Annotated in this window: 11 protein-coding genes; 4 read left to right on the forward strand and 7 right to left on the reverse strand. The window is 66.6% G+C overall.

The genetic code is table 11. The features are described from left to right. From V4Y04_RS02975 to V4Y04_RS02995, 5 genes are all read right to left on the reverse strand, one after another. Positions 1-1224: an aminotransferase class I/II-fold pyridoxal phosphate-dependent enzyme gene (locus V4Y04_RS02975; RefSeq protein ID WP_249954476.1), complete on the reverse strand. Its 1224-nt coding sequence runs from the start codon at positions 1222-1224 to the stop codon at positions 1-3. 22 nt (positions 1225-1246) lie between these two features. Then, complete coding sequence (locus V4Y04_RS02980) at positions 1247-2569, reverse strand: hypothetical protein (RefSeq protein WP_332425613.1); 1323 nt, start codon at positions 2567-2569, stop codon at positions 1247-1249. A 45-nt stretch (positions 2570-2614) separates the two neighbouring features. Beyond that, positions 2615-3163, reverse strand: coding sequence for a hypothetical protein (locus tag V4Y04_RS02985; protein ID WP_332425614.1), 549 nt, complete (start codon positions 3161-3163; stop codon positions 2615-2617). 117 nt (positions 3164-3280) lie between these two features. Continuing rightward, a complete protein-coding gene (locus V4Y04_RS02990; RefSeq protein WP_332425615.1) occupies positions 3281-4228 on the reverse strand; it encodes an aspartate 1-decarboxylase in 948 nt (315 codons plus the stop codon). A 443-nt stretch (positions 4229-4671) separates the two neighbouring features. Further along, the gene (locus V4Y04_RS02995; RefSeq protein ID WP_332425616.1) at positions 4672-6048 is read right to left on the reverse strand and encodes an IS1380 family transposase; all 1377 of its coding nucleotides are present in this window, start codon (positions 6046-6048) and stop codon (positions 4672-4674) included. Positions 6049-6650: 602 nt separating this feature from the next. Between V4Y04_RS02995 and ltrA the strand changes: the two genes are divergently transcribed. From ltrA to V4Y04_RS03015, 4 genes are all read left to right on the forward strand, one after another. Next, positions 6651-8003, forward strand: coding sequence for a group II intron reverse transcriptase/maturase (gene ltrA / locus V4Y04_RS03000; RefSeq protein WP_332425618.1), 1353 nt, complete (start codon positions 6651-6653; stop codon positions 8001-8003). 89 nt (positions 8004-8092) lie between these two features. Next, entirely contained in the window at positions 8093-8887 is a 795-nt protein-coding gene (locus tag V4Y04_RS03005) for a hypothetical protein (RefSeq protein WP_332425620.1), read from the forward strand. 451 nt (positions 8888-9338) lie between these two features. Then, a complete protein-coding gene (locus V4Y04_RS03010; RefSeq protein WP_332425622.1) occupies positions 9339-10055 on the forward strand; it encodes a tyrosine-type recombinase/integrase in 717 nt (238 codons plus the stop codon). 17 nt (positions 10056-10072) lie between these two features. Beyond that, positions 10073-10417, forward strand: a complete 345-nt coding sequence (locus tag V4Y04_RS03015) for a helix-turn-helix domain-containing protein (protein ID WP_055605523.1) — start codon at positions 10073-10075, stop codon at positions 10415-10417. 1284 nt (positions 10418-11701) lie between these two features. On the opposite strand, the gene V4Y04_RS03020 is transcribed toward V4Y04_RS03015, so the two are convergent. Together V4Y04_RS03020 and V4Y04_RS03025 are read right to left on the reverse strand one after the other, a co-directional pair. Continuing rightward, on the reverse strand, positions 11702-12076 hold the full coding sequence (locus tag V4Y04_RS03020; RefSeq protein WP_332425624.1) for a hypothetical protein: 375 nt from the start codon (positions 12074-12076) through the stop codon (positions 11702-11704). 304 nt (positions 12077-12380) lie between these two features. Next, positions 12381-12749, reverse strand: coding sequence for a hypothetical protein (locus V4Y04_RS03025; protein ID WP_332425625.1), 369 nt, complete (start codon positions 12747-12749; stop codon positions 12381-12383). Positions 12750-12766 lie beyond the last annotated feature (17 nt).

Here is a 12766-nt window from a genome sequence, read left to right on the forward strand (position 1 = left end):
CTACTGCTGATCGACCCCGAGCTTGTGCCACACGTGTGCGAACTGCTCGATGTCCGCGGTCGACATGGAGGACCGGATTCGGGCGCGCAGGCCCGCCGCACCCCTGCTGACGATTGGGAAGAAGTCCGGCTCCACGTAGAATCCGTTGTCGAACAGGTAAGCCGACGTTTCCAGCGTATCGGCCTCGGAACCCAGCTCCAGGTATCGGATCGGGACGCTGTTTCCCTGGCCAGCGGCACGAACGAGGCCATCGAAAAGCGCAATGTTGCTGTGCAGTTTGGCTTGCAACTCAGGCAGAGCCTCACTGCGGTGGAGCTTGGCGGACTCGATGATCGCGCCCAGTGCCGGAGTGGTCAAACGCTGGGACCACATCATCGGGCCGCTGCTGCGCTGGATGATCTTTCGTTTGCGGTCGTCGTCCCTGGGGCCGAACACGATGGCACCGCCTGATGCACCGAAACCCTTGTTCAGCGACGTGATGAGCATGGTCGAATCGTTGATCGCGCCCATCCGGTCCAGAACATAACCCCGGCCCATGTCACCGATCACCGACGTGCTGTGTGCTTCGTCGAAGTAGAGGAAGAGCCCGAACTCCTCCTGGAGCTCGAAGAGTTCCTCAAGTGGCGCTAGAGTCCCTCCCGTGCTGTAGACGGAATCGCAGACATAAGCTACGCGTTTGTTCTTCCTGCAGATGTCGGCAAGAGCGTCGACGTCGTTGTGCCTGATCGTCTCGACCCTGGTCTCGTCGGCACACAGGGACTTGAGCGCCGCCATGCAGAAATGGGCGCGCTTGTCGAACACCATCACCGGGGCGACACCATCGGTGAGGAGACCGGAAGCCAGGACCGGCAACGTGGCCCACGCCGCTGCCGAGCACGAATTGAGGGTCGCCACATCCGCCCCGAACAGATCGCCGAGTGCGCACTCGGCTTCTTCGAGGAGCGGAAGGGTCATCCGGACTCGCGACAACGAACTGTTCAGGACCATGTTGCTCCGCAGCGCGGCGATCGCGGCGTCGATGATCCTCGGGCTCTCGTCCAGCCCCAGATAGGAGTAGGACGACATGTTGACCGCTACTCGACCGTCCGGCGCGCTGAGTCTTCCTCCCGGGACGGCCTGCAGCACTGCGCCATGGACTCCGAGCCGTGCCGCCGAGTCCCAGTAGCCGTCACTCAGGTGCCGGAGCTTCTTGACGTCGGAGAAGCCGTGACGCGAATTTTCCATCCCCACATTCCCTCTCGCATCCTTAAGACAACGTTCCGGCCGTCGTGGCGATCTCGTCCTTCATCGCTGTGAGCCGATCCCAGTTCTTGGAGAACACGAGCAGTTCGGCTCCCGGACCGAGATCCGAGTTGCAGCCGAGAACCACAGCCCCTTCACCTGAGTCCTTGTCGTACCTCACGCCCGCCCTCTCGATCGACCGGAGAAGGTCCGCGAGCCCCGCGGGCACAACATTGAGGATGGAAGAGAAGAAGTTGTTGCGGGCGTAGTCGTGCCCGAGGAGTCGTTCGGCGACGGTGTGGTAGATGAGACCGCCGCTCCAGCGAGCGTTGATCTCGTGGAAGAAGACCCGGCCATCGTCCAGCACGATGCCGTCGATGTTCACGTACCCGCGGTAGCCGATGGTCCGGACCAGTTCGATGAACTCTTCCGCGGGCTTCAAGGTCGCCTCGAACTCAGAACGTGACGGGGAGTCCAGTCCGATCCACTTGGCGCTGCCGCCAGAACCCTCCGGCAACTGCTCGTACTTCAGGATCGAGCTGTGCAGGAAACGTGCACGGTCGCCGTCGAGGTGGTACTCGAAGAAGAATCGTTGGTCTGCGCGGTGGTACGTCTCCAACGTGATGAACTGGTTCTGGGTGTCCGTCAGCTGCGACCACAGGGTGTCTGCGAGGGTATCGAGCTGGTCGTTGGCGTACGCCAGGACCTCGCGCGTTCCCGGGAAGGACGACTCCGGCGACGTCGATATTCCGATGTTGCCGTGGCCGCCACCACTCCTGTCCTGCTTGGCGATGACCATTCCGGTCTCAGCGATCAGTTCCTGGATCGCGCTCCGCACCTCAGCCGGACCGCGAGCGACGACGCCGTCCGTCAGCGGGGTGCCGAGACCGGCCGCCAGCCTGCGGAACGTCGACTTCATGTTCAGCAGATCGATGCCGTTCTGCATGGCGAACTCGTAGCCGTCGAGCGCTGCGACGTTCAGCTTCCGGGTCAGCTGCGCGGCGGCGCGCGTCGACACGCAGGGGAACAAGCTCCATCCCGCGCCGGTTCCCGTGTGCGCGGCGAGCCGGTCGATGAACTCCGGATCCTGCAGGACCGCTTCGCTCAGCGGAGTCTGCGTCCGCTCCACGTGGACGCTCGTGCCGTCGATGCCGAGGGTGTCCGCAACGTAGCCCGGGAAGTCGGGGTCCACGGTGTCGGGTATGACCAGCACGTCCCCGTCCTCCGCGTGCCACAGGAACCTCGCCGTCGTGTCGGTCGACGACGCCGTCGCATCCGAGATTCCCAACCAGTCGCGAACCTGCTCCGAGTAGTCGGCCCGGAAGTTCGGAAGGATGATCTTTGGCAACCGTGATCTCCGCTCTCTGTGGATACGTCATGCCGGCCGGACGCGTCAGGGATTCTCGTGGCGGAAGTCGAGCTCCGCGTGCAGTTTCGGGATCCCGTCGGACGTGATGGTCACCACGTTGTGCAGATGCCCTGGTCCGTCGGAGGTGAAATCGTCGGTCATGATGACGTCGCCGCCGTGGTCGCGCAACAGGATCGCGCCCGAGAAGATCAGGTGACCGTCGACCCAACCAGCACCGGACGTGACCGCATCGATGTGGTTGCCCCGATCGTCGAAGTAGATCGACACGAACTGCTCGAGCTCGGGGCTCCAGCCGAAGATGTATCGGCAGTGCTGACCCGTCGGGTGCAGCTCGTTCGGTTCCTGGGTGTAGTCCCACTCGTACCACGTGCCCCGGAGGATCGGCGAGAGCTTGCCCCGGAACAATCCCTTCACCGGGGAATCCTCGCGTCCCGGAGGGTACACCGTGGATTCGCATCGCCAGTTGCCCAGGAAGGGGGTGAGGGGACGCATCTCCTCGCGGGGTACGAACCCATCCGGCACGGGCAGGACGAGGCCCTGCGGGAGTTCGTGGGAGCTGGAGGTCTCGGACATCGTGTGCTGCTCCTGTCGATCGTCGTGCTGATGGGGATCTCGGAACACCGCGTGGTCGGCGTCGCGATGCGCCGGGCCCTCGCGCCGGCCGCTCATCGCGTCGAACGACGTGTGCAGCTACTGCCGGATCGCCGCAGTTCCGTCGGTCAGCACCAGCGACATGCGATGGTTCTTGTCGGCGAACCGGAACGACGCGACGCTGACCGTTGCTCCGAGCGGAGCGAATCCGGCCATGGCCCCGGTGGTCATGATCACGCCGTCGGGCATGGGCACGGCGTAGGTGTTCGTCCCGCCGCCGGCCGACGAGTTGTAGACCGTCACCATTGTGTGCCGGGACATGTTGGCTTCGCGCATCACGCTGCCCGGGATCTCCGCGCTCCCGAGCAGGCAGTCGTCCTTCGTGTCGTTGACGACGAGCCCCGTGATCAAGCTGTTGACCATCAGCCTGGGCATCAGCTCCTCCCTGAGCGGGTGTTCGTCCGGCACCGACCCCAGTTCCTCGTCACCGGTCAGGCGCTCGTACTTCAACGTCCCGGTGTCCAGCTTGTTGCCCGGGATGATGCCGTAGTCGACGATGGGCAGCGTTCCGTCCGCGTGGAGTTCCTGGCCGCGATCCCCGAGCCTGGTCTCCGATATGATGCACACCAGGTCGCCTGTGCTCAGGAAGTGGGCGACGCTGCCGCGGGCTTCCACCATGCCGGTGTCGGAATGCACGACGAACGTGTGCACCCGGTTCTCGATGTTGCTGGCGCCGATGCGAGCGACGATCACCGCCTCCCCGAGCACGAGATCGCTCACGGCGCACAGCTCCGGCGGCAGCGCGATGCCCTCACCGATGGCGGAGTCCGACCGCGCGCTCTCGTTCGTGGATCGATAGGCCGCATCAATGGTCAGGTTGTGGATCGCGCTCCGCTTGCACGGCATCTCGGGACCGATCACGGATGCTCCTCCGAATTCGTTGTTGACTAATTGCCAGGTTCCTGCGCGCCGATCACCTGTCGGACCGGCGCTGCGGGTGTGGATACCGGCCGACCCGTGGACGTCGGCTCGTGCGCATCGGTGCATCGTCGTCTGCGTCCTCGGACCGAAGCCTGCACTCCCATCTTCCGAATTCGAGTTCGTGCAGTCGGAACCCCGCGAGATGTTCGACGATTCGCCCGCTTGGTCGGGCAGTCGGCACTGATTCTGATAACCGGCGCCAGCTATCCTGCTACCGTCATGGAGATGGTGCCACATCAGAAGCCCCCACTAGTGAGTGGCTGTGATGTTGGCCGGAATTCGACGGCGAGATGTACGCGAGGGCACGTGAAACGGACGCCGATGCTAACAACCATGTCCCCCTCTAACCTCGATCTTTCGTGATGGGCCGCCGACGGAGTCGGGGGCCCATTTCGTTGTCGGTGGCTGGGACCGGGCAGGTTGAGGGCCCGGGTGTCGTCTCGGGTGGACGCCGGGTTCCACTGCTCCGGGCTGGCACGTTGTCTTGCAGGGACAGGTGAGTTGGCTGGTCAGCCAGGGGTTGGCAGGGGTGCGAGCCGTTCGAGGGCCTCTGTGATCTCGCGGGTCCAGGGCCAGTGGCGGGCGAGGCGAAGGAGGAGGCGCCGGCCGGTGGTGACGAGCTGGCCGGCCGCGGAGAACAGGCGGAGTCGCAGGCGGCGGGGTTCCCAGAGCCGGGTCTGGCCGGTCAGGGCGAGCATGGGCATCCAGGCCAGCAGGTCGAGGGCGATCTGGACGATCTCCAGCCAGATGCCGTTCTGCGCGGTGTCGTGCAGGGGCAGGTTGCGCAGTCCGGTCGCTCGCGCGGCCCGGATGCGGTCCTCCGCGCGGGCTCGCAGCCGGTGGCGGAGTTCGAGTCCGGCGATCGGCTGGTTGAGGGTGTTGGTGGCGAAGCAGGTGATACGCATGCCGTCGGCGTCCGTGATTCTCAACTGGGCTCCGGGATGAGGCCGTTCCTTGCGGACGATCAACCGAATGTCCTGTGGCCAGCCGTCGAGCAGGTCACCGGTGAGTTCGGCGACCCAGGCCCCGCCACGGACCTCGCCGTCCGATTCGACCGCCGGCGTCCAGGCCGATGCGGGGATCTTCAGAACGTGCTCGTGGATGGCCTCGGTGATCACCATGCCGACCGAGCAGGACAGCCAGCGTCCGCGCTGGGCGAGCCAGGCCACGAACTCGTGGGTGCCGCCCGCGGAATCACAGCGGATCAGTGTCCGCCGTCCCCGCCGGTATTTCTTGGGCAGTTGAGCGAGGGCGAGGCGAGCGACGGTGATGTGGTCGGCGGCCGTGTTCGAGCCCGCGTTGCCGGGCCGGAGGTGGGCTGCGACAGGTTCGCCGGTTCCTCCCGGGCCGTGGTCGACGAAGCCCATGAGCGGATGGTGTCCGTAGGTCTTCTTCCAGGTCGGGGCCGCGTCCTGCTTGTCCGAGTGCGCGACGACCAGGACCCCGTCCAGGTCCACGGTCACCTGCCCGCCGACATCCGGAGCCCGCTCGCCGGCCAACTCCCAGACCCTTTTGCGGACTTCGGAACGTGCGGCGCGGATCGCGGTCAGCGCCTTCTCGCCGGAGGCGGCGAGGGTGCCGATCAAACGGGAGACCGTCGGATCGGAGGCGACCGGGCCGAACACACCCGGCTCGGCCCGCAGCATGCCGACGTCGGCCAGGCAGTCGCCGCCGAGTGCGACCGCCAGTGCGAGGTCCACGAGCATCTTGCCGGGATCGTGGACGGCTCGCGGTCTCCGCCACGGGGTCAGGGCTGCGGATATCGCCTGGTCAAAGCCGATCTTGCGGACCGTTTCGACCAACAGGACCGAACCGGCCTGCGAGACCACGGCCCGGCCGTCATCCCGGACAAGGACATGGGGATAGGACCCGATAGGCTGCTTCACCTGGAAAGTGCCTCCGACAGGGGCGGGAACAAGGACCTCAGCAATCCTCATTCTCGCTGGTCAGAGGCACTTTCTGCTTCCCTGACCGCCTACCGGACAGCCCGCTTCATGAAAGCGCGAGGCTAACCAGACTTGAACTTCCGGGCGCTTGCTGGTTCTGTGTCGCGCGTGTCGCGCGTCAGAGTTCTTGGCAGAGCCCGTTGCCTACGGGTGTTCTACCGCCTGAGGAGAAGACCCGTGAAGGTCTACGGCGTAACCGTGGCGATGCCGCAGGGGCATAGCCGGGCGCCTCACCCGTCGATCGATCAGCGGTGAACGTGGGAACCGTCCGCGATCTGCTCCCGACCCAAGTCGCCTCCAGCGGCACGGGACGGGATAGGCGCGTTGCCCGCCGAAGGGCGTGGGCGGGGCGGAGCCGCCGTAGTACTCCGGGGCCGGGAGAGCCGGCCGCACGGGGAAGGGCGGCAGCGTGACAGACAAGGAGAGGACTGCAACGTCCGAAGATGCCCTGGTGAACACCGGGGTCGGGATGGCCGCCGCTTGGCGGCTGGGTGTCCCGGTATGGAAGATGCAGCTCAAGTTGCACCAGCGGGCGCAGGCGGATGCCTCGCGCCGATTCGACGATCTGTACAACACTGGTCTACGACCCGGGGTTCCTGATCGATGCCTGGCACAGGGTCGCGGGCAACACCGGGGCGAAGACGGCTGGGATCGACGGGCTGACCGTGGCCGCGATCGAATCCGGGCCGGGAGTACAGCCGTTCCTGATGGACATCAGGGACGAGCTCAAGGCGCGGATCTACCGGCCCGCACCGGTGCGGCGCACCCAGATCCCCAAGTCCAACGGGAAGATGCGTGATCTTGGCATTCCGACCGTGAAGGACCGGGGCGTGCAAGCCGCACTGAAGGCGGTCCTGGAGCCCATCTTCGAGGCCGACTTCCTGCCGGTCTCCTACGGGTTCCGGCCGGGCCGCCGAGCCCATGACGCCATCGCGGAGATTGTGTATCTGGCCCGCCGGGGCTACTCCGTAGTCCTGGAAGCCGACATCGAGGCGTGTTTCGACAACATCGATCACGTCGCCCTGATGGACCGGCTACGGGCCAGGATCTCCGACAAGCGCGTCCTGGCGCTGGTGAAGGCGTACTTGAAGGCCGGGGTCATGCACCACGGCATCGCCAAGGACACCCCCACCGGCACTCCCCAGGGCGGGATCCTCTCCCCGCTGCTGGCCAACATCGCTCTGACGGCACTGGACGAGCACTTCCACGTCCGGTGGCACACCCTGATGGGCACCAGTTGGCAGCGCGAGAAGCGACGCAAGATCGGAACGGGAAACTGGAGATTGGTCCGCTACGCGGACGACTTCGTCGTCCTCGTCAGCGGCCCGGCCCACCGGGCCGAGGTGTCGGCCCTGTGCGAGCAGGTCGCCGAGGTCCTGGCCCCGCTCGGACCGCGGCTTTCACCGGAGAAGACCCGTGTGGTCCACATCGAAGACGGCTTCGACTTTCTCGACCACCACATCCGCCGCCAGCGGAAACGCGACACGAACAAGCTCGTCGTCTATACCCGGCCCTCGAAGAAGGCCATCAAGGCCGTCAAGGACCGAGTCTCGGAACGGACCTACAGATACACCCAGAATCAGAGTCTGGCCACCCTCCTGGAGGGCCTGAACCGGACGATGACCGGGTGGGCGACCTACTTCCGACACGGCGCGGCGAAGCGGACATTCAACGCGGTCGACCACCACGCGTGGCACCGCGTCGCGATCTGGCTCCGCCGCAAACACGGCATCCCCAGCAGCCAGTTGAAGGGATTCTGTGACCAGGGATGGAGGTTCGCCGACAGCGGCACCGTGTTCCTCGGCGCATCCAGCGTCATGATCGAACGCTACCGCTACCGCGGAGCTCGGATCCCGACTCCGTGGACCATCGAACCGGCAGCCAACAACGGCTGACCACTGGCCAAGCCACGTGGAGAGCCGGATGCGTGGCCAACACGCACGTCCGGTTCGGGTCGGCGGCCCAGAGAAACGGAACGGCAGCAATGCCGTTCACCGCGCTCTGGGCCGACCGCACATGGTCAAAGCTGCTGCTGCGCCACGTCGAGCAGATCCGGCCGCACCTCGAACACGCCGTCCGGGTGCTGGGTGTCCAGCATGCCTGGGGCCGCAACGCAGCACCGGTTTCTGGCGCGGACGGCGGGCAGCCCCGCCCCTGGACGCTGCCGGTGTCCTACCACGAGATCCGGGGCCTGGTCACCGCGGTCCGCACCGCCTGCCTGATCCTCACCGCGGCGGCCAGCGGCATGCGGACGAGCGAACTGCTGGAACTGCGGGTCGGCTCCCGGCTGTCTCCCCGCATGGTCACCGGCGGCGGCCAGCGGTTCCGCCTGGCCAGCAAGGTCATCAAGGGCCGCCAGTTCGGCGGCGAGAACGACGAGTGGGTCGTCGTCGCCGAGGTCGACCAAGCGATCGCGCTCGCCAAACGCCTCCACGGCGGCGACATCGGCGAACCCGTGTTCGGCGCGATGGTCTTCCACACCAGCTACCCACGGCTGCGGAACTGGATCAACGGCCCCGCCGGGCATCGACTCGGTCTGACACCGATCCCCGCCGGCCCGCTCAACCTCCGGATGCTGCGCCGCACCCTTGCCCAGGAACTAGCCCAACGTCCCGGCGGACTGCTCGCGGCGAAGATCCACCTCAAGCACGTGTCGACTGCCACCACCGAGGGCTACGCCAAGGCTCGGGAATTGCATCAGACGGGCGAGAAGTCGCAGGTCGCCAGCTCGGGGCGAGGGCCTGATGGACTCCAACGCTACTACGAAGTGGCCTCCTGATCAGGAAGTTTGCCAGACGAATCCCATCTGATGCAGGATTTGCCCTCCAGAAGGGAGGGTCTGGAGTGGTGCAAGAGCGGAAGGTGGCCCTGGCCGGGGCGGCTCATCTGGAGCTTGTCTCCGGGGTGATCCAGCTGCGTCCGGAGGACGCGATGGTCGATGCGATGCTGCGGGGCTGGCGGGCTCAGCAGATGTCCCGGGGTTTGAAGGAAGGCACGATCGCCGGGCGGGAACGGCTGATCCGGCGCTTCCATGAATTCACCAACGAGTACCCGTGGTCGTGGCTGCCGGGCCACATGGACGAGTGGTCAGCCTCGCTGACGGGCGAGAAGCACCTGGCACCGTCCACGATCCGCAGCTACCAAGGCGACGTTCGGCAGTTCACAGAGTTCCTCGTCGACGGCCGCTACGGCTGGGGGCGGCCTGCGAGGACGCCTTCGGCACCCACCCCGTGGCGATCTGCCACGAGTGGAACACCATCGCCCATCTCAACGACTACGAGGGCGACCCGGAGGCCAGGCCGTTCACCCGGGCAGAACTACAGCGGTTCCTCGACTACGCCGACGATCAGGTCGAACGCGCCGTGAAGTCCAAGCGCAAGGGCGCCCTTGCCGCCTACCGCGACGCCACACTGTTCAAGGTCGTCTACGGGTGGGGTCTGCGTCGGACGGAGACTTCGAAGCTGGATGTCGTTGACTTCGGCCGCAACGCGAAGGCGCGACAGTTCGGCCGGTACGGCACGCTCAACGTCCGCTACGGCAAGGCGAAGAAGGGCCAGCCGCCGCGGCGCCGGAACGTGCTGTCGGTGATGGACTGGGCGGTGGACGCGGTCCAGGACTATGTGGAGAACGTCCGGCCGCGGTTCGGCTGCGAGGACCACCCGGCGTTGTGGGTCACTGAGCGGGGAGGGCGGGTCAAGCCCTCCGAGATCAACGCCCGGTTTGTGGCCTACCGCGACGCGTTGAAGCTCCCGAAGGAGCTCGTCCCCCACTCAATTCGCCATTCGTACGTCACGCATCTGACCGAGGACGGGGTTGACCGTCGGTTCATCCAGCAGCAAGTCGGCCACGAGTGCGACAGCTCCACCGCCATCTACACCCACGTCAGCGACGACTTCATGAACACTGCCCTGAGCAAGGCACTTGCCCCGGCGTTCGCCGGGACGTGACGAGGAAGGACCCGACGATGGCCGCCAAGCTCGACTACCAGTGGCACCTGCGCAAGATCATGGCGGACCGCGGGATGTTCTCCACGACCGACCTGATCGCTCCGCTCGAGGAACGCGGCATCACGCTGTCCTCCAGCCAGGTCTACCGGCTCGTCGTGGACCGGCCCGAGCGGCTCAGCTTGAAGATCCTCATGTCCTTGCTGGACATCCTGGACTGCACTATGGACGACCTCATCGAGCCGATCGCAACGGCCGGCGTCGTGAAGAAGCCGAAGAAGGTGGCGGCAGGCGGGGCACCCGCCGCCGAGGGAGTCGGTGACCTGCGGCCCAAGCGGGCCCGGATCGCACCGGTGGACCGTTGAACGGGTACGCGGAGGAGGTTCTGGCCGATCCGGTCGGCATGGTCGTGCGGCTGGTCGGAAACGTCGAGCGGCACCTGGACGCCGACCGCGTTCGCGAGATCGTCTGCACGGTGATGCGTGAACGAGCCGGTCGTCGGCGCCTCGCCCAGGCCCTGCATAACGATCCGTCGCTGCTGCGGACCGGACGGCCTCCGGCACCGTTCTGCGTCGCGCGGTTGCTGATGGCTCTTCGCGAAGCCGGCGCCCAGGACATCGCGCTTCCCCGCTGCGGTGAGTGCGGCCGCGGACGCCCCTACGTGGGCAGCCGCACCGGCGGCAGGTGGGGATGCTCGCCCTGCTTCGACAAGCCAGCCGTCTGCGCAGGCTGCCGCCAGCAGCGGCGCGTCGTCAGCCGGGACCGCAACGGCGACCCTCGTTGCGCGAAATGCCCGGACACAAACGGCGATCCACTCGCCGAACTCACCAGACTCGTCACCGCCGTCGATCCCCTGCTGACCGCCAACACTGTTCGATCAGCCCTCGAACGCGCCACCGTCCGAACGGCTGGCCGGCGACGTCTGGCCTGGGCGGTCATCGCCCAGCCCGACCTGCTGACCGGCGCCGGCTACGACGCCCCGACCCCCGCCGTCCTGCGGTTCATCAGCGAACTCGTCCAAGCCGGGGCCACGACGGTGGTCAACCCGGCCTGCTTCCGCTGCCAGGAGGTCAAGGCACTGTCGAAGCTGCTGGACGGCAAACGGGTCTGCCGCAACTGCTTCGCCCGCAACTCGGCCGTGCCCTGCATCCGCTGCGGAGCCATCCGCGAGCCCGCCGCCCGGGATGCCGAAGGGCACCCGCTCTGCCCCAACTGCCTCGTCAGCGACCCCGTCAACCTGGAGGAATGCTGCGGCTGCGGGCGCCGCCAGAAAGTCGCCGTCCGCCTTCCCGACGGACCCCGTTGCGCCAACTGCCGGCCCAGGACCGCCACCCAGTGCGGCATCTGCGGACGGACAGCGGCCTGTGAGATTTCCCGGGTCACGGACGAACCCTGGTGCAACCGGTGCCAGCTGCGGTGGACACCATGCAGCAGCTGCGGCACCGTCGACCACGTCCGCGGCGGCAGCTGGGACGCGCCTTTGTGCGCGAAGTGCACCAACCCGGATCCGGACTTCTGGGGCCGCTGCCCGGTCTGCCGCACCACATGGCAGCTCAGCACCCGCCCCTGCCAGCGATGCACGCTCGACCAGTTGGTACGCGACCTCCTTGGCGGCAACACCGGCACAGTCCGGCAGGACCTCGTCCCCTCTACGAGGCACTGTCCGGAGCCGAACGCCCCACCAGCACCATGTTCTGGCTATCGGGCTCGAAGGTCAGCATCCTGCTCCAGCAGATCGGCCGCGACGAACGCCCCGTCACGCACGAAACGCTCGACGAGCTGCCCGCGAGCAAGGTTCTCGCGCATCTCCGCAGCGTCATGGTCGCCACCGGAGCACTGCCGCCCGCGACGAACGCCTTGTCGCGCTGGAGGGCTGGATCACCGCGGCAGTTCATGCCCGCGCCGATCCCACCGAACGCCGGATCCTGCACGGATACGCAAGCTGGCATCACCTGCGGCGACTCCGACGACGCCTCGGCAATGAACACACCACCCATCTCCAAGCCCTGAACGTCCGCTGCCACGTCACCGCAGCGGCCAACTTCCTCGACTGGCTGGCCGGCAACGGCCTGACGCTCAGCGACTGCACCCAGCCTGACCTGGAGCGATGGACCTCAGACGCCGATGCCAGCTACCGGGACGAGACCGGCCACTTCGTCCGCTGGTCGGTACAGCACCACCACGCCCGCGGCCTCACCTACGGCACCACCCGCTGGACGGGCCCCTCAGCACCATCGACAGCGAGAAACGCTGGTCAGATGCCCGACGGCTCCTCCACGACGACGCCCTGCCCACCCCGGACCGCGTCGCCGGACTGCTGCTGGTCCTCTACGCGCAGAAGATCGCCACGATCAGCCAGCTCACTGTCGACGACGTCCACCTCGACAACGACACCGTCGCGATCACGTTCGGCACCTCGCCAGTCGTCCTACCCGAGCCGCTGGCCGCACTCGTCCGCGAGCTCGTCGCGACCCGCCGAGGCAAAGCCAAGATCGGAACCCCGAGGACGTCCCCTGGCTGTTTCCCGGCGGCCGCCCAGGACACCCCCTCGGCGATGACCGGATCGGCCAGCGTCTCCACAAGATCGGGATCCGGCCCCGGCAGGACCGCTCCACCGCACTGTTCACCCTCGCCGCCGAACTGCCCGCCGCCATCCTCGCCCGGGTACTCGGCGTCCACATCCAAGTCGCCGTCCAATGGCAGAAGGCATCAGC

The organism is Streptomyces sp. P9-A2 (genome assembly GCF_036634175.1).
In the GTDB taxonomy this organism is placed as follows: domain Bacteria; phylum Actinomycetota; class Actinomycetes; order Streptomycetales; family Streptomycetaceae; genus Streptomyces; species Streptomyces pratens.